We start from the raw sequence: 18,521 nt of genomic DNA, 5'->3' as shown, positions 1-18,521 counted from the left end.
AAACTTTTACTCTATGAAAAAGCTTGTTGTATTTATTTCTATTCTTTCTCTCGGCTATGCTAAGGCACAGATCGATCCTGTAAAATATCCTACATTTACCAGTATCGATGAGGCTTTAAACAGTAAAAAGACTGTTTACAGCATAAGTTTCCGGGAAAAAGGATTGTTTAACCTTCCTCCACAGATTGTGAAGCTGAATTCTCTTTTTTTTCTGAATATTATGGGAAATAAGCTGGAGAAAATGGATCAGGAGATCTTTGCTTTAGCTGAACTGGAGATTTTAAATGTAAATGAAAACAGCATAAAGTACATCCCTGATGAAATAGGGAACCTGAAAAAGCTGAATAGCTTCTCAATGAATCTCAATGGCCTGACAAGCATCAATCCCAATGTTGCAAAACTTCAAAATTTAAAAGCAGTACATTTTGATGCCAATAACCTTAATGTTTTTCCCGAAGCCCTGATGGAAATACCGGCTTTGGAAGAAATTAACCTTCAGGGAAACCAGATCAGCAGTGTTGCTGCCCGTTTAGACAGAATCAAAAATCTTAAATTTTTAAACCTGTCTGAAAATCAGATCAACGACTTGGGAAACCTTTCTTTTCCTAAGCATTTAAAATATCTGGAGCTGCAGCAAAACGCTATTGTAAAGCTGCCGGAAAACCTGTTCAAGGCTCAAAATCTTGAATTTTTGAACGCAAGTGACAATCATATCTCAGAAATCTCTTCCGGAATAAAAGGACTGAAAAATATAGTCAGCATGAATCTGGCCAACAATAATCTGAAAGATATTCCTGCAGAGATTGGACAGCTGAAAAAGCTGAAAACCCTTATTCTAACGGGAAATCCTATAGAGAAAATAAAGATTGAACGATTGAAAAACCTGATGCCGGAAACCCAGATCTATTTCTAGGTCTATCCGCCGACTCTTTTGGTTTTATATCCCATTTCTTTAAGGATATTCATTATTTTATCACGGTTATCGCCCTGAATGATTATCGTTCCGTCTTTCTCTGAACCGCCTATTCCTAAGGTGGTTTTTATTTTTTTTGAGATTTTTTTTAAATCTTCCTCACTGCCTTCCCAGCCTTCAACAATCGTTACAGGCTTACCGTTTCTGCCTTTTTTCTCAAATTTGCACACCAAAGGTTCCTGCTGCTTAAATTCTTCTTTAGGCATTTCAAAATCCTTTTCCTCATGTTCAGGAAAAAGGTTCTTTAGCTGATCTCGTAAATCCATATAGCAAAATTAAATAATAATTTAGAAAAAAAAACATCACTGAGTCTGAAAATTAACGAAGATAGAAGATAATATTTTTCTTATTTTAGGGATTTAAATCTTAAAATATTTACTAAGACTATGAAAATTAGAATGAGCCATCTTTTTATTGCATTTGTAATAATTTCCGGAACATTAAAAGCACAGTCAGGCTTTTCCGGCGATCCGCTAAATGCTGTTTTCGAAACAAAAGATACAGAGAATTTTTGGAAAGCATTTGACAAAATGGAAACCTCACCCGGCAATCCGTTTGAAGAATATATGAAGAAGGGTTCCCCGGGGGTAAAAGGGTTTACGGAATTCAGGATCATCAATGCAGATTCATTATATTCAGTAGTGAAAAAAAGGAAAGAAGATTATCTGAAGACTAAAAATGTCCTCGCAGAAGTCGGTCAAAAAGAAAAGAAGATAAAAGCCATTTACAGCGCCCTGAAATATTGGTATCCTGAAGCAAAATATCCGCCCGTTTATTTTGTATATGGGAGATTCAATTCAGGCGGAACAGTTTCTAATGAAGGAATTATTATAGGTACTGAAATGCTGGGCAATTTGGATGGCGTCACCGGACTTATTGCCCATGAGCTGATCCATTTTCAACAGAACAATAAAGGAAATTCCAATTTGCTGCAGAAGTCTCTGATGGAAGGCAGTGCGGATTTTATCAGTGAACTTATATCGGGAGACAATATCAATACAAAATCTTTCAAATATGGCGAAACCCATTCTGAAAAGCTGTGCCGGGAGTTTGTAACAAGATTAAAAAGCGATGACAACACGGACTGGCTTTACGGAACCAGTAAAAAAGATGACCGTCCCAACGATCTGGGATATTGGATAGGATATAAAATTTCAGAAGCTTATTTCAATAAACAAACGGATAAACATAAAGCAATCCATGATATTCTTAATATAGAAAATCCACTTTTGTTTCTGAAAGAGAGTGCCTTCCTGGATCAGTACATTAAAGAATACATGGCAGCTCAAAAAATGAAATTTGAAGATTTTTTTAAAGAATATTCAGATGAACTTTATGAGGTAACCTTTATAGTAAGTGTACCCGATAAAAATGATGAAGTCTATATTACAGGAAATCAGCCGGAACTAGGCAGCTGGAATCCGACAGGTATAAAAATGAATAAAAAAACAGCACGTGAGAGAAGCATCAGTCTTAAAATTCATCTTCCTGCACAGTTCAAATTCACAAAAGGAAGCTGGGAAAAACAGGCAGAGATAAAAAGCGGATCAAAAGGAAGTAATATTATAGTACAAGGAAAACCCTCAAAAGCTCTACATTACGAAATCATCAGCTGGTTCGGAAAGTGATTTTTTATAATATTTTTAAAAATAGAAATCAGTCCGTCTGTAAAAGATAAAAGACAACCGGCTATACTCCGGCATATCTATTTCAGCTGATGTTTTCAAATTAAGCCTTTCAAATTCTTCCATTCATCGGAAATTAGGTAAATTTGTGTAACAAAAAGTTATAAGAAATGTCAAAAAAAGCAATATTAGCAATCCTTGACGGATGGGGACTGGGAACAAATCCAGAGGTGTCTGCCTTAGACAAAGCAAACACTCCATTTATAGACAGCTGTTATCAAAAATATCCACATACAACACTTGAAGCCAGCGGTCTGGCTGTAGGGCTTCCCGCAGGACAGATGGGAAATTCTGAAGTAGGACACATGAATTTAGGAGCGGGAAGAGTGGTCTATCAGAATCTTGTAAAACTGAATATGGCCATTGAGAACGGAACACTGGGACAGCAGCAGGTCATTCAGGATGCTTTCGAATACGCTAAAAGAGAAAATAAAAAGCTGCACTTCATCGGACTGGTTTCCAATGGAGGGGTACACTCGCATATCAATCACCTAAAAGGTTTGTTGACTGCTGCACATGAATTTGGACTGCACGAAAATGTCTTTGTACATGCCTTTACAGACGGAAGAGATTGTGATCCACATTCTGGGCTTGGGTTTATAGAAGAGCTTCAGAACCATATGGAGGTTACAGTAGGCAAGCTGGCAACGGTGATCGGAAGATATTATGCGATGGACCGTGATAAAAGATGGGAGCGTGTAAAACTGGCATACGATGCAATGGTGGAAGGAGTAGGGCTACAGACGACAGATGCTTTGACGGCGATTAAATCTTCCTATGATAATAATGTGACCGATGAATTTCTGAAGCCTATTATCCTTGTCAACAGCACGGAAACAGGAAATATTGTTCCTGTGGCTAAAATCGTAGACGGTGATGTAGTGATCTGTTTTAATTTCCGTACTGACAGAGGACGTGAGATCACAGAAGTTCTTTGCCAGAAAGATTTCCCTGAATATTTTATGCGTAAGCTGAGCCTTCATTATATTACTTTAACAAACTATGACAAGACCTTCCAGAATGTACAGGTTGTGTTTGATGAAGAAGTATTGAAGGAAACAATGGGCGAAATTCTTGAAAGAAACGGCAAAACACAGATCAGAATTGCGGAAACAGAAAAATATCCTCACGTAACGTTTTTCTTTTCCGGAGGAAGGGAGGAAGAATTCAACGGAGAAAGAAGACTCCTTTGTCCAAGTCCGAAAGATGTTCCCACTTATGACCTTAAGCCGGAAATGTCTGCTTATGACATCACCAATGCCATTGTGCCTGAGTTGGAAAACGGAACAGCGGATTTTGTCTGTTTGAATTTCGCCAATACTGATATGGTAGGTCATACCGGAGTTTTTGAAGCCGCAGTAAAAGCCGCTGAAACAGTAGATAAATGTATTGAAAAAGTGGCCACTACAGCTTATGAGCATGGCTATGCCGTATTTATCCTGGCTGACCACGGAAATTCAGACGTAATGATCAATTCCGATGGTACTCCCAATACTCAGCACTCTACGAACCTTGTTCCATTTATTGTGATGGATAAAGACCATACCTGGAATCTGAAACCCGGAAAATTGGGAGATGTAGCCCCAACTATCTTAAAAGTAATGGGAGTAGAGATTCCGGAAGTAATGACAGGAGATATCTTAGTTAGTTAAAAATTCAATAATATTGTCCGAAAAATGCCGTTATGATATAGATGGCGGCATTTTTGTATGATTTATATCAGTCATTGTATGAGTTGCATAGGTTATTATGCGGCAAATAATAAATAAATCATATCTTTGTAAATTAAAATCCATATAGTAAGATGTATCAAAAGCTTGTCAGAAAAGAAGTAATGGGAATATTGGAAAAGGAAGTAGGTTCTTTTCTGGATAAATTTTTAACGCCAATTGAAAAAATCTGGCAACCTTCCGATTATCTTCCGGATCCGTCAAGCTCTGATTTTAAATATGACTTGGAAGAAATTCAGACTTTTGCCCGTGAAATGCCTTATGATTTGTTTGTAACTCTTATTGGTGACTGTATTACAGAAGAAGCATTGCCTTCTTATGAATCATGGTTAATGGGAGTAGACGGAATAGATCAGGAACAGAAAGAAGTGGGCTGGGCCAACTGGATAAGAGCATGGACTGGTGAAGAAAACAGGCATGGAGACCTTTTGGGCAAATACCTTTATCTGTGCGGAAGAGTGAATATGAGAGAGCTTGAAGTGACCACTCAATATTTAATTAATGACGGTTTCGATTTAGGAACAAGCATGGATCCCTACAGAAACTTCGTTTATACAAGTTTTCAGGAAACAGCCACCAATATATCGCACAGAAGGGTGGGGACATTGGCAAAACAGTCCGGAAACGGAAAATTAGCAAAAATGTGTGGTGTAATTGCTGCAGACGAAGCCAGACACGCAAAAGCTTACAAACATTTTGTTGCTAAAATTTTAGAAATAGATCCATCAGAAATGATCCTCGCATTTGAAGATATGATGCGTAAAAAGATCGTAATGCCTGCTCACATGATGAGACAGTCCGGACAAAAAGCCGGAGAGCTTTGGGGACATTTCTCAGATGCAGCACAAAGATGCATGGTATATACAGGTCAGGATTATATCAATATTATGAAAGACTTATTGGATGAATGGAAGATAGAGCATGTAAAAGGACTTACTGAACAAGCTGAAAAAGCTCAGGAATACCTGATGAAACTGCCTGCGAGACTTCAGAAAATTACGGACAGAATTTCAACTCCGGATTTACAGTTTCAGTTCAAATGGGTAAAAGGTTAACTTTACAGCATTAAATTATAAAACTTAAGAGTGCCATCGTTTTTTGGCACTCTTTTTATTTCTTATCTTTGCAAAGCTAAAAAAGACAAAATGTTAAATAATAAGAAAATTGCTGTTGATTTCGACGGAACTATTGTTGATGATGCATATCCGGCAATTGGTAAAGCAAAAATCTTTGCTTTCGAAACATTAAAAAGACTTCAGGCAGAAGGGTACAGGTTAATTCTCTGGACATACAGACATGGAAAAACTTTGGATGAAGCTGTAGAATTTTGCAGAAATAATGGCGTAGAATTTTATGCGGTGAATTCCAGTTTTGAAGGAGAAGTTTTTAATCCTGAAAATCAGTCAAGAAAACTGGATGCGGACTGGTTCATCGATGACAGGAATCTAGGAGGGTTTCCGGGTTGGGGAGAAATTTACAATATTATCCAGGAAAGAATAGAATTCCGTGTAGAAGGAAAAGAGGTTCTGGCCTACTCAAAACTTAAAAAAGAAAAGAAAAAAGGACTTTTCTGGTAACAATTTAAAATAGAAGTTAGAAGCTAGAGATTAGAAATTAGTTTTTTAATGCTGCTGCTTCGTTTAAAACTTTATCAGAAAACCGTAGATGTTGGGAAGGCTATCATTTAATCTTACTTTAAAATATACATTAAGTTGTAGTCTAACTTCTAACATCTAATATCTAACATCTATAAAAATGATTCAATTAAAAACAATAGAGGAGCTCCGCCTGATGAAGGAGAGTGCACACCTGGTTTCAAAAACACTGGGAATGCTTGCAAAAGAAATAAAACCTGGAATCAATACTTTATATCTTGATAAGCTGGCTCATGATTTCATTAAAGATTATGGGGCAGAACCTGCTTTTTTAGGATATGGCGGTTTCCCGAATTCCTTATGTATTTCTCCTAATGATCAGGTTGTTCACGGTTTTCCCAATAATGATATTATCAAAGAAGGAGATATTCTTTCTGTAGACTGTGGGGTTATTCTCAACGGTTTTGTAGGAGACCATGCCTATACATTTGAGATCGGGGAAGTGAAGCCTGAGGTTAAAAAGCTGTTGCAGGTAACTAAAGAATCCCTTTACAAAGGAATTGAGCAATGTGTAAGAGGAAAAAGGATAGGGGATATTTCCCATGCGATCCAGGCACATTGTGAAAAAGAAGGATATGGAGTAGTGAAAGAACTTGTAGGGCATGGTCTTGGAAGAAAAATGCATGAAGATCCTCAGGTTCCAAATTATGGTAGACAGGGAAGCGGAAAAGTCATCAAAGACGGCCTTGCCATTGCGATTGAGCCGATGGTGAATCTTGGTACGGAAAAAGTAAAATTCCATAATGACGGCTGGACAGTAACAACTTTGGATAACCTGCCTTCTGCCCATTTTGAGCATGATGTAGCGGTAATCAATGGGAAACCGGTGCTGCTTTCCACATTCAAATATGTTTATGAGGCCCTGGGTATCGTAAGTGATGAAGAAAAGCCTTTCCAATTGGATTTTTAATGAAAAGAGTAGCCAAACTTTTACTCAATACCATACCTCGCCCAATGCTTATTAAATTGAGTATTTGGGCGAGGCCGCTTATTTATCAGTTTTTCAAAGGAGAGGAATTCTATGATCCTATCGACGGAAGATCTTACAGGAAATTCCTTCCTTACGGCTATGGAAAACAACGGGAAAATGCGCTTTCTCCTGGGACGCTGAGTTTAGAAAGACACCGCCAGATGTGGCTTTATCTTCAAAACGAGACCGATTTTTTTATTAAAAACGCCAAAGTACTGCATATCGCTCCCGAACAGGAATTCCTCAGAAAATTCAAGATGATGAAAAATCTGAATTATATTTCTGCAGATCTTTTTTCCCCCATCGTAGATGTGAAAGCGGATATTCTGGATCTACCTTTTCCTGATGAAAGTTTTGATATTGTTTTCTGTAATCATGTTCTGGAACATATTGAAGACGATGCAAAGGCGATCAGTGAATTGTATAGAGTAATGAAGCCCGGAGGCTGGGGGATTTTTCAGGTTCCCATGAGAAACTCTATGGAAAAAACCTATGAAGATTTTTCAATCAGGGATCCGAAAGAACGTCAGAAACATTTCGGGCAGTACGACCATGTCCGCTGGTACGGAATGGATTATTTCGACCGCTTGAGAAAGGCCGGCTTTGAAACAGAACCCAATTTCTATTCCCGGAATTTTTCAGAAGAAGAAATCAAAAAATACGGGCTGAGACAAAATGAGATCTTACCTGTAGTTTTCAAAAAATAATTACAATAAACCCGTCCTCATGTTGAAGACGGGTTTATTTAAATATAGATAGAAGTTGTTTTTGATCTTAGTGAGAAACAGATTTCAGTCCCACCACAGAACCAATTAAGGTTACGATAAAAAATACCCTCCAGAAGCTTACAGGATCTTTAAAAAAGAAAATTCCCATCAGCGCTGTTCCTACGGCTCCTATCCCTGTCCATACTGCATAAGCTGTCCCAATTGGAAGCGTTTGCGTAGCTTTGATCAGCAGTACCATACTGATTGTCATAGTCACCAGAAAACCGGCATACCAATAGTACATCTCAGATCCGGAAGTTTCTTTTGCTTTACCCAAACAAGATGCAAAAGCAACCTCAAACAATCCGGCGATGATTAAAATAATCCAATTCATTTCTTTAAATTTTCTCTCCTGCAAATTTCAGCTTTTAGAAAGAAACAAAATTATACATTTGTTAAAAAATGATTTTAGAATTAGGAAATTTGAAGCAAAAGAGGCGTTCAGTAGTGACTTCCAGCCTCCTCCTTCTATCTTCCATTCTTTACTTTATTTCCGCACGAATCCTGCTCAGGCTCACTTGTGTAATTCCAAGATAAGATGCGATATGCCCTAATTGAACTCTTTTTAAAAGATCAGGTTTATGGGTCATCAGGTCTTTATATCGCTCCAGGGAGGTTTTAAACTGTCTGGAAATGATCAGTTCTTCCGTTTTCACAAGTTCCTTTTCTGCAAATTTTCTTCCCCAATTGGCGATGTGAATGTCTGCATTAAAAAGCTTTCTCAGGCTTTCTGTTTCCAGAATGTACAGATCACAGTCTTCCAGAAGCTCAATGCTTTCATAGCCGGGTCTGTCTTCTACATAACTTTTCATGGAAACTATAGTTTCGCCCTCATTTCCGAACCAGAATGTAATATCATTCTCAGCAGTAGAAGCATAAGCACGTACAATACCTTTCCTGATAAAATAGATATGTGGGATAATTTTATCTGCTTCCATAAGGCAGAAATATTTGGGATGTGATACTTCTTGGATATGCTTTTTCAAAGCGTCTTTAGAAGCTTCGGGTAAAACATAAATACGGTCAAGGATTTGGTCTATATCCATAGATGAATTCTGAAAATATATGTTTAAGCTATAAAATTCAATGCTAATTTAATGTATTGAGAATATGCTTTATCATTGAAGTTTCAGGTAAAAGCACCAAACATTTTTCTCTGTCAAGCTTCCTGGACTTCTGCCGCTAATTCTGCAAAATGTTTTTCGGCTTCAGCCATAGATGAATTTTTCCATAAATATATTACTTTTTCAAAGGCTGTACTTACTTTTCATGGAAACAAAACCCAATTAAATTTTGTTTTCACTAACTTTGCAGCCCGGTTCAATTTTGAGCCTAAAAAATAATATATGCACAAAGCAGGATTCGTAAATATAGTCGGAAAGCCCAATGCGGGAAAATCTACCTTATTAAACCAATTAATGGGGGAGAAACTGGCTATCGTAACACAAAAGGCACAGACAACACGCCACAGGATTTTTGGAATTTATAATGAAGAGGATTTACAAATCGTATTTTCAGATACGCCCGGAGTTTTAGACGCAAAGTATGGTCTCCAGGAAAAAATGATGGATTTTGTGAAGGATTCTTTACAGGATGCTGATGTATTTTTATTTATTGTAGACGTCACAGACAAAGCCGAACCTTCGGAATTCTTAATTGATAAACTTAATAAGATCCCGGTTCCGGTACTGCTGCTGCTGAATAAAGTAGATCAGACTACACAGGAAGGACTTGAAAAACTGGTAGAAGAATGGCACAACAGGATCCCGAAAGCTGAGATCCTTCCTATCTCTGCCTTGAATGCCTTCAATACAGATATCATTCTGCCGAAATTAAGATCTCTGCTGCCGGAAAACCCTCCTTATTATGACAAGGAGCAATACACTGATAAACCTGAAAGATTTTTCGTCAATGAGGCGATCCGTGAAAAAATTCTTTTAAACTATGAGAAAGAGATTCCTTATTCTGTAGAAGTGGTTACCGAACAGTTTAAAGAAAAAGAAGGGATTATTTTTATTGATTCTATTATTTACGTGGAAAGAGATACCCAGAAAGGAATTATCATTGGACATAAGGGAGAAGCTATCAAAAAAGTAGGAACCGAAGCCAGGCTGGATCTGGAAAAATTCTTTGCCAAGAAAATTCACCTGAATCTTTTCGTAAAAGTGAAAAAGGACTGGCGTAAAAACGACAGAGATTTGAAAAATTTCGGATACAGATAAACTAAAAATGCCCGGGATTCCGTTCTATTAAAAGATTTTTATTAACTTTAATCTAAATTTTTAGTAAATGAACTATTTTAACTCAAATTCCAGCTCAGTACCTAAAGATATTATTTTATTGGCAGTAAGAGTATTTGTAGGTTTTGCTATGCTTTCTCACGGGTTTCCGAAGCTTCAGATGCTGCTTGAAGGCGGTAAAATTGAATTTTTTGACTTTATAGGGTTAGGCCCTACTGTGACCCTGGTTCTTGCGGTTATTGCTGAATTTGTTTGTTCAATACTTCTTATATTAGGTCTTTTTACAAGGATTTCTTTGGGATTTCTGATCTTTACAATGGCCATTGCAGCTTTTGTAGTTCACGGGGCAGATCCTTTTGAGAAAAGAGAAATGAGCCTTATCTATTTGTCTGTTTATCTTCTTCTCATGGCTTTTGGTGCAGGAAAAGTATCGGTAGACCATATGATAGAAAAAAGAAAAAGAGCTTCGGATTGGTAGTCTGGTTCAGATAAAACAATAAAGAGCATTAGAAATAGTGCTCTTTTTTTATTCTGGTGATAATTTTAATTTGATGTCAATGTCATGGAATTGTTTGGTTAATCTTATAATGTGTTTAACTATAAAGCAATTTTAGTTATATCTTAAAAATCACTAAATTCGTGGAAAACGAATTTATATGAAGATAAAACTGACCATTTGCCTTCTGGCATTTCTCAATTTCTATGATGCACAGGAAAATATTACTTATCAAAAACCATCTGCTGAAATTCTAAAGCTTGCAGATTATGAAAGGCCGCCAAGCGTTCTGATGAACAGCAAAAAAGATTGGGTGGTTTTCACTTACCGTCCGACTTATAAAACACTGGAAGACCTTAACCAGCAGGAAATGAAACTTGCCGGCTTAAGAATCAATCCGGTTACTAATATTTCAAGCAGTGTTACGTACTCCAATAATCTGAAAATCAGAAAGATTAATGATAAAAATGAGGTTCAGGTGAAAAACCTGCCTGCCAATGCCAAAATCACATATATTTCATTTTCACCGGACGAAAAAAAACTGGCATTTACCAATACAACTACGAAAGGAGTAGAACTTTGGACTGTAGATATGGAAACTGCTTCTGCAAAAAAAATTACCGGGGATAATCTGAATGCTAATTTAGGAACACCCTATACATGGTACAATGATTCCAAAAGTCTTCTGATCAGAACACTTCCCCAAAACAGACCTGCTCTGATAGATGCCAGCAAAGATCTTCCAACCGGACCCATCGTTTCTACGGCTGATGGTAAGGTTTCGCAAAACAGAACCTATCAGGATCTTCTGAAAAATCCTCAGGATGAAAAAAACTTTGAGGTTCTTACCGCTTCTGAAATTTATAATGTAGACCTGAACGGAAACCTTAAAAAAGTAAAAGATCAGGATATGTATTCCGGTTTAAGTTTTTCCCCGGACGGAAATTATTTGATGGCTACGGTGATCAAGAAACCATTCTCATATATCGTTCCTTTAAACAGGTTTCCGCAGACAGCTACAGTTTACGATATGAAAGGAAATGCAGTGAAAATGGTAAACGATGTTCCTCTGAATGAAATAATGCCAAAAGGATTTTCATCGGTAAGAACAGGAAAAAGAAGCATGGGCTGGAGAAGTGATGCACCCGCAACATTAATATTCGCTGAAGCGCTGGATGGAGGTGACCAGTCTAAATCCGTAGAGTACAGAGATGAGATCTTTACATGGGAAGCACCATTTACTGCTGCCCCAAAATCATTCTTTAAAACAAAGCAGAGATATGAAGGCGTAAGCTGGACCAATGACCATTATGCCGTAGTTTCTGAAGGCTGGTATGATACAAGAAATACCAAATCTTTCCTTGTGGATCTTAATAACGGCGAATCGAAAGTAATTGATGACAGAAATTACCAGGATGTTTACAGTGATCCGGGGAATTTCAATACCACGAAAAATCAGTACGGAAGATATGTAATTGATATGAAAGGAGGAAAGACTTACCTGATAGGAGACGGATTTACTAAAGACGGACAGCATCCTTTCATCGATGAAATGGATGTAAAGTCACTTAAAAAGAAAAGACTGTATACGTCTAACGTTAAGAACGGCAAGGAAGAGATCATTGATATCCTGAATCCTTCAAAAGGTGAAATACTGACGACCCAACAGTCTCCAAGCCTGTATCCGAACTATTTCAAAAAAAATATTAAATCCAATAAGGCAGAAGCTGTAACTCAATTTGTGAATCCTTTTGAAAGCATTAAAGATGTTTATAAAGAGGTAATTACGTACAAAAGAAATGACGGTGTTACTTTAACGGGAACACTTTATCTGCCTGCTAATTACGACAGAAAAGCTAAGAAAGAAAAACTTCCTTTACTGATCTGGGCTTATCCAACAGAATATAAGGATAAAAACACAGCAGGACAGAATACGCAGAATCCGAATGATTTTACATTCCCGTATTACGGATCTTTTGTGTACTGGACAACCAAAGGCTATGCTGTCTTGGATGATGCGTCGTTCCCAATTATCGGCGAGGGAAAAACAGAACCGAATGATACCTTCATTCCGCAATTGGTAGCGAATGGAAAAGCAGCTATAGATGCAGTAGATCAGTTGGGATATATTGACAGAACTAAAGTGGCTGTAGGAGGACATTCCTATGGTGCTTTTATGACGGCCAACCTTTTGACCCATTCTAAAGATTATGCCTGTGGTATTGCCAGAAGTGGGGCATATAACAGAACCCTGACTCCGTTTGGATTCCAGAGTGAGCAGAGAAATTACTGGGATGTTCCGGAGATCTACAACACGATGTCGCCATTCATGAATGCAGACAAAATGAAAACGCCATTGCTTTTGATTCACGGTGACGCGGATAACAATCCGGGAACCTTCACTTTACAGACGGAAAGATATTTCCAGGCATTGAAAAACCTGGGAGCTCCTGTGAAAATGGTTCTTCTTCCAAAAGAATCCCACGGATATGCTGCTAAAGAAAATATTCTTCACCTTTTATGGGAGCAGGATCAGTTCCTGGAGAAGTGTTTGAAGAAATAATAATTTGAAAGAAAGCCCGTTCTAAACCATGAACGGGCTTTTTTTATAAATACTTCAGCACTTCATCAATGTTCTTCAGTTCTATAAAGTTTTTATGTTCCAAGTGATGTTCATGCTGTTCATAGCTCCATGTTACATGATAAGGAATGTGTGCCGCAAAGCCTCCGATCTCCAGTACTGGAAGAATGTCCGATTTTATAGAATTTCCGAGCATTAGAAATTGCTCTGGCTTGCAGTCCAGGTGTTTCAACAGCTTCTGATAATCACTTTCCTTCTTGTCACTCATAATTTCTATATGATGAAAGTATTCCTGGAGCCCTGAATTTTTAAGCTTTCGCTCCTGATCCAGCAGGTCGCCTTTTGTGGCCACTACCAGTCTGTATTTTCCTTTTAAAGCATCTAACGTCTCTATGACTCCATCTAGCAATTCTATTGGTTTTTGCAGCAGTTCCTGGCCTATCTCGATGGTTCTGTTAATCAGCTGCATGGATGCTGTACCTTCTGAAATTCTGCTGACGGTTTCTATCATACAGAGCATAAAACCTTTTACACCATAACCGTAGAGATGAAGATTCTTCATTTCAGTTTTGAATAATTCCTGAGAAACAGAATGCTGGGGCAGATAATCTTCAAGTAGTGCACAGAATTCCTTTTCAGTTTCCTGAAAATAAGGTTCATTGATCCAAAGTGTATCATCTGCATCAAAAGCGATGGTCGTTATATGATTATTCATTTTACTTTTGTATTTTTCTCGTGACAAAATTCAATATAAAAATTTAAACAGAAAAGGACATTTGTCTCGGATAAAATATGTTACGGACCAATCAGTTATTTTTAAATTATCTGGAAGATTTATACGAAAAACAGAAACGCAAAGAAGATATCGTAGTAAGATCATTTTCCAAAGGCGATAGGATATTCACGCAGAGCGAAATGCCCTCTAAAGTAATGCTGATCAAAGAGGGAATTACCAAATGTTTTTTCGTTGAAGAGAACGACAAAGAATATATTGTTGAATTCCTGGGAAAAGGAGAGATCATAGGGGAAATAGAACTAATCCGCAATACTTCCTGCCTTTGCAGCATCGAAGCAGTTACGGATGTCATTGTTTATGCTGTGACTATACCATATTTCAGATCTTTGATCAAAACTGACCTCTCATTGAATAATCTGTTATTGGATGCATTTGCCGAACGTATAGTCAATACATCCAAAAGATCCTCCTATCAGCAATTGTATGCAGCGGAACATACTTTGTCCCAGCTTCTTGAATTGCAGAAACAGGAAGAAATTGATATTTCAAAAGAGGACATGGCTGCTTACCTGGGAATTACGGTGAGAAGTCTGAACCGGACATTGAAGAATTTAGGGAAGTAAACAAGTTAAGGATAGAAAATAGGAGAGGGAAGTTATTGAGTGTAAAAAGACAACCAGTATGTTTTCATAGGAGAACAATTAGATTACTTTTTTACTGTAAAAATATCGAGCAATAGCCTTGACAAGGCTATCTGGAAGACTAATAGTAACCATCTTTCATCCTTCCTATTAATTACAATTATTGATTGAATTTCTGCTCATAAAAATATTATCCTCCGTATTTTTGCACAGATAAAACCGGAATTTATAAAATGAAAGACCTGAAGTTCAGGAATGCTGACCTGAAAGATTTAGAAAGAATTGTTGAGATATACAATTCTACCATTCCGTCAAGAATGGTGACTGCCGATACTGAAAACGTTACTGTAGAAAGCAGGAAAAAATGGTTTGATGAACATAATCCTGAAACAAGACCGCTTTGGATCATTGAAAATAGTAATCATGAAACAGTAGGTTGGGTGAGCTTTTCTTCATTTTATGGAAGGCCTGCATACAATGGAACCGTTGAAATGAGTATCTACCTCGATGAATCCTGTAGAGGAAAAGGTTTTGGGAAAAAAGTAATGGAATACTGTATTGATAAGGCTCCAAGTTTAGGGATAAAAACACTTCTTGGATTTATCTTTTCACATAATGAAGCTAGCCTGAAACTTTTCAGGAATTTTGGATTTGAAGATTGGGGAATGTTTCCTGATGTGGCCATTTTGGATGGAATAGAAAGGAGCCTGACGATTTTAGGGAAAAAGGTGAGTTAAATCTCTTTATGTACAGAGTAGGGTGAATCCCTTTTAACTTCTAAAGGAAAATACAGATGAAAAATACAAGCTTTAAAGAATTTGTGGAAGGGGGACAAAGCTTAGTTATATGGAGGATTATAATTTAAGTTTGTAGAGTTCTTATTCTTGGATAAAAAAATTGCTGAAACGTTAAGCCAGGCCCCATACTAGCAGTACGCATGCAGTCTCTTTTTGTATATTTAGGCTATTGTTCTGTCAGGAAAATGTAGCCATTATCCATCCTGTACCTTTCCCATCTGCTCTGCATGTGAATGGATAAAGTCGGGCCAGGGTAATGGCTACATAGCATGTGATCTTTTGAATTATATTCTTCTGGTTAAGATTAAATTTGTAAAATATTAACTATCAGTCCTAGAAATATTTAATTTCTACTCTGTCCATTGTCTCACCTTTTCCATTGGGTGGCACAGCAAATCCACCAGGTTCATATCGTTCTGTTCCGCTTTTATAGTACCAATTATTTAACCCACTGATCATTTGTTTTATGTAATAAATAAATTCCTCTGTCTCCTTTTGATATGGACTGAAATCCGGTAGATGATTTGATAATGTTACAAATTCATTTACAAGCTCATCATGAATCCTCATTCCTTCTTTGCAGGCTTCATCAAAAGAAATTTTATTGTGATGCTGTAATAATTTGATGATATTGAAAATCTCTGATTCTATGGCGAGCTCTTTGCCAATAGTTGCAAAATCGTTCTGAAGAGCAACAATGATTGACTGTAGCATAATAATACGCTGTATAACGGTATGATTATAAATGTAATCAGGTAAAGCAAAACCAGTTGAAGGGCAAATTAAATCAACAAATGGAATCATTCCTATGGAATTTGCACGGATTAAATGAAAAAGAGGAATAGGAGGAATATCTTTACTGATTTTATATGGTGATTCTTCCATAATTCCATCAGTGACGAAACGGTATTTATAATTCTTAGCGATCCGCTCAAGCCAGAAGTCTGGCATCCCAAGCGCAATCCATTCCTTTCTATTTGTTTGCATTTGACGGAACATGCCTATTTCCCCCGGTTTTGGATCATCTCCCATCATCACCTCAAAAATACGGTCTCTGATTGCTGCAATTTCCTTTACGGGCAAAAGTTCAACATAATCATCAGTCACTGTCATATAAATAGCAAAACGCGTTGCATGGAGGATTCTGTCCTTTTCGGTAGCTGCAGGTACCATAAAGGGGCCTACATCAACTAACCGCATTTTTCTGTAACGGGTCATTGCCTCTTTTGATAAGAATTGATAATCCTGGTCATACCAACTGGTTTCTTCTTCATAGAAAATTCCAGCGAAGGGGCTTGAGAGGGTTTCCCAAGGGTATACTGGCTTGGGCACATTAAATTGATTCATAATATATGGTTTTAGTTTAAAATGAAAAAAAAATTGTATTTATACTCAATGTAGAAGTAAATCTTCAAGACAGGCTTCTTTCAGATGTTCATGCTGGATTACCTTAAGATATTGTCATGCATACAGTCTGGTTACCTCGTTTTGATTACCGATTGTACTTCATTGAAAAAAATACTAGGTTGGGGATTTTTAATGCTGGAAAAGGATATTGAAATTATTTGTAAAGCAGCTCAAGTGTGTTGAAATTTTCATATTCATATTGTGATGTTTTTTGGTTTAGTTTTGAATACTAAAATAAGAATTTATTATTCGTAATAAAATTTTATTTTAAAATATTCAATATTTATCAAATATAATTTCGTAGATGATGTGATTGTAGGTTAATTAATATTGATAATTTCTCCAATATTTTCTTATTCTTGGATAAAAAAGTTGCGCGAAGTCGAAGACTTCGCGCAACTTTTTTATCAGATTTTCTTATTTATATTTATTTAAGAATTTTGCTTTATTCTCTTCGCAGACATATTTAAAAATCGCTTCACGAGGAAAACAGCTGAAACGGTAAGTCCCAATCCCAGAGCGATCCACATTCCGAAAGCACCCATTTTTAAGGTGACACATAAGAAGTACCCTAAAGGAATGGTAATCACCCAATAAGCGATAAAAGTATAGATAGATGGGATCTTTACATCCTGAAGTCCTCTGAGCATTCCTAAAGCAGTTACCTGGATTCCGTCCGAAAGCTGGAATAAAGCAGCAATGATCATTAATTTCGAGGCAAGGGTTATCACTTCAATTTCCTCTTTTTTAGTAAAGAAAGTAGGTAATATATTCCTTCCCAGAATAAAGACCAGCCCACAGATACACATGAAAATAAAGGCTATTTTAAGATTGTTGATCCCTACTTTTCTTAGTTCAACAAAGCTCTGCTCACCAAGCTTTCTTCCGATCATGACCGTTGAAGCTACACTGAATCCTACACACAGGTTGAAGGTAAATGAAGCCATACTTAAAGCAATTTGGTGAGAGGCAATATCGTGAGCTGAAATAAGCCCGCAGATAAATGCTGCACCTGCGAAGGCTGTCACTTCAAAGAACATCTGTAAAGCGGTAGGCAGACCCAGTTTCACCATCCTGTCAAACATACTTTTGGAAAAAACCTGGATTTTTAAAGAGAAATCTTTAATATATCTTCTTGTTTTTTTCTCTTTAACCAATACAAAATAAAGAAATACCACCATGAATATTCTGGAGATCAGTGTTGCTAAAGCTGATCCTTTTACCCCCATTTCAGGAAAGATCCAGAGCCCTTTAATGAAAACATAGTTCAGGACAATATTAATAACGTTAGCAATGATCGTTGCTTTTGTAACACCGATGGTATAAGAAAGACCTTCAGAAACTTCACGAAGTGTCTGAAAAGCCATGAACGGAATCATGCTGATGGCCATAATACCCAGAAAATCTACTGTATTCGGAATGATCTTCTCCGGCTGCCCGGAATGATAGAGTAGTGGCATTCCTAAAAGCAAAACTGCCATTAAAATAATCCCCACAGACATATTGATTACAAATCCGTGGCTGAAAACAGAATTAATAGTTCCGTGGTCCTGCTTAGAGTGTGCCTCAGAAACCAAAGGTGGTATGGCAAATGAAAATCCCAATGCCAGTACGAACACCGAAAAAAATACGGCATTTCCCAATGAAACGGAAGCCAGTGCATCAGCACCTAAAAGTTTCCCGACAATGATATTGTCGAACAGATTCACCGAGACCTGCCCAACCTGCGTAAGCATGACAGGAAGAGCCAGGGTAAGGCATTCTTTCGTATAGTTTTTATTTAAAAAGTTCATAGTATTTTATGATTCATATAGTTTAATTATTTAAAAGTAGGGCAAAAAAA

Annotated in this window: 18 protein-coding genes; 12 read left to right on the top strand and 6 right to left on the bottom strand. The window is 37.3% G+C overall.

The annotated features are described in order from the left end of the window. Window positions 1-13 precede the first annotated feature (13 nt). Window positions 14-913, top strand: a complete 900-nt coding sequence (locus DRF60_RS09380; RefSeq protein WP_116011833.1) for a leucine-rich repeat domain-containing protein — start codon at window positions 14-16, stop codon at window positions 911-913. A gap of 2 nt (window positions 914-915) precedes the next feature. On the opposite strand, the gene DRF60_RS09375 is transcribed toward DRF60_RS09380, so the two are convergent. Next, window positions 916-1,239, bottom strand: a complete 324-nt coding sequence (locus DRF60_RS09375; RefSeq protein ID WP_111953039.1) for a translation initiation factor — start codon at window positions 1,237-1,239, stop codon at window positions 916-918. 120 nt (window positions 1,240-1,359) lie between these two features. Here DRF60_RS09375 and DRF60_RS09370 point away from each other — a divergent pair, with 120 nt between their 5' ends. From DRF60_RS09370 to DRF60_RS09345, 6 genes are all read left to right on the top strand, one after another. Continuing rightward, on the top strand, window positions 1,360-2,601 hold the full coding sequence (locus DRF60_RS09370) for a DUF2268 domain-containing putative Zn-dependent protease (RefSeq protein ID WP_116011832.1): 1,242 nt from the start codon (window positions 1,360-1,362) through the stop codon (window positions 2,599-2,601). Window positions 2,602-2,768: 167 nt separating this feature from the next. Then, complete coding sequence (gpmI, locus tag DRF60_RS09365) at window positions 2,769-4,310, top strand: 2,3-bisphosphoglycerate-independent phosphoglycerate mutase (protein ID WP_116011831.1); 1,542 nt, start codon at window positions 2,769-2,771, stop codon at window positions 4,308-4,310. Between the two features lie 152 nt (window positions 4,311-4,462). Beyond that, complete coding sequence (locus DRF60_RS09360; RefSeq protein ID WP_116011830.1) at window positions 4,463-5,443, top strand: acyl-ACP desaturase; 981 nt, start codon at window positions 4,463-4,465, stop codon at window positions 5,441-5,443. 90 nt (window positions 5,444-5,533) lie between these two features. After that, complete coding sequence (locus tag DRF60_RS09355) at window positions 5,534-5,965, top strand: BT0820 family HAD-type phosphatase (RefSeq protein WP_116011829.1); 432 nt, start codon at window positions 5,534-5,536, stop codon at window positions 5,963-5,965. Between the two features lie 178 nt (window positions 5,966-6,143). Further along, window positions 6,144-6,953, top strand: a complete 810-nt coding sequence (gene map / locus DRF60_RS09350) for a type I methionyl aminopeptidase (RefSeq protein WP_116011828.1) — start codon at window positions 6,144-6,146, stop codon at window positions 6,951-6,953. Further along, window positions 6,953-7,720, top strand: coding sequence for a class I SAM-dependent methyltransferase (locus DRF60_RS09345; RefSeq protein WP_116011827.1), 768 nt, complete (start codon window positions 6,953-6,955; stop codon window positions 7,718-7,720). Before map ends, DRF60_RS09345 begins: the two co-directional genes overlap by 1 nt. 67 nt (window positions 7,721-7,787) lie before the next feature. On the opposite strand, the gene DRF60_RS09340 is transcribed toward DRF60_RS09345, so the two are convergent. Together DRF60_RS09340 and DRF60_RS09335 are read right to left on the bottom strand one after the other, a co-directional pair. Then, on the bottom strand, window positions 7,788-8,114 hold the full coding sequence (locus DRF60_RS09340) for a DMT family transporter (protein ID WP_111953059.1): 327 nt from the start codon (window positions 8,112-8,114) through the stop codon (window positions 7,788-7,790). Between the two features lie 148 nt (window positions 8,115-8,262). Then, window positions 8,263-8,826, bottom strand: a complete 564-nt coding sequence (locus tag DRF60_RS09335) for a Crp/Fnr family transcriptional regulator (RefSeq protein WP_116011826.1) — start codon at window positions 8,824-8,826, stop codon at window positions 8,263-8,265. Window positions 8,827-9,126: 300 nt separating this feature from the next. Here DRF60_RS09335 and era point away from each other — a divergent pair, with 300 nt between their 5' ends. From era to DRF60_RS09315, 3 genes are all read left to right on the top strand, one after another. Further along, window positions 9,127-10,002 (top strand): GTPase Era, encoded by an 876-nt coding sequence (gene era / locus DRF60_RS09325; RefSeq protein WP_116011824.1) that lies wholly within the window; start codon window positions 9,127-9,129, stop codon window positions 10,000-10,002. 67 nt (window positions 10,003-10,069) lie between these two features. Further along, complete coding sequence (locus tag DRF60_RS09320) at window positions 10,070-10,498, top strand: DoxX family protein (RefSeq protein WP_116011823.1); 429 nt, start codon at window positions 10,070-10,072, stop codon at window positions 10,496-10,498. Between the two features lie 178 nt (window positions 10,499-10,676). Beyond that, window positions 10,677-13,079 (top strand): alpha/beta hydrolase family protein, encoded by a 2,403-nt coding sequence (locus DRF60_RS09315; RefSeq protein WP_116011822.1) that lies wholly within the window; start codon window positions 10,677-10,679, stop codon window positions 13,077-13,079. Between the two features lie 43 nt (window positions 13,080-13,122). On the opposite strand, the gene DRF60_RS09310 is transcribed toward DRF60_RS09315, so the two are convergent. Then, a complete protein-coding gene (locus DRF60_RS09310) occupies window positions 13,123-13,812 on the bottom strand; it encodes an HAD family hydrolase (protein WP_116011821.1) in 690 nt (229 codons plus the stop codon). A gap of 77 nt (window positions 13,813-13,889) precedes the next feature. Here DRF60_RS09310 and DRF60_RS09305 point away from each other — a divergent pair, with 77 nt between their 5' ends. After that, window positions 13,890-14,456 carry a Crp/Fnr family transcriptional regulator gene (locus DRF60_RS09305; protein ID WP_116011820.1) on the top strand — a complete coding sequence of 189 codons (567 nt, stop codon included), beginning with the start codon at window positions 13,890-13,892 and terminating at the stop codon, window positions 14,454-14,456. 251 nt (window positions 14,457-14,707) lie between these two features. Further along, entirely contained in the window at window positions 14,708-15,211 is a 504-nt protein-coding gene (locus DRF60_RS09300; RefSeq protein ID WP_167443721.1) for a GNAT family N-acetyltransferase, read from the top strand. Between the two features lie 393 nt (window positions 15,212-15,604). On the opposite strand, the gene DRF60_RS09295 is transcribed toward DRF60_RS09300, so the two are convergent. Continuing rightward, entirely contained in the window at window positions 15,605-16,618 is a 1,014-nt protein-coding gene (locus DRF60_RS09295) for a terpene synthase family protein (protein WP_116011819.1), read from the bottom strand. 491 nt (window positions 16,619-17,109) lie between these two features. Then, a complete protein-coding gene (locus DRF60_RS09290) occupies window positions 17,110-18,471 on the bottom strand; it encodes an MATE family efflux transporter (RefSeq protein ID WP_116011818.1) in 1,362 nt (453 codons plus the stop codon). Window positions 18,472-18,521: the final 50 nt, after the last annotated feature.

Source organism: Chryseobacterium elymi (assembly GCF_003385495.1).
Lineage (GTDB): Bacteria > Bacteroidota > Bacteroidia > Flavobacteriales > Weeksellaceae > Chryseobacterium > Chryseobacterium elymi.
Note: the sequence above shows the minus strand (reverse complement) of the source record. Positions and strands in the feature narration are given on the sequence as shown.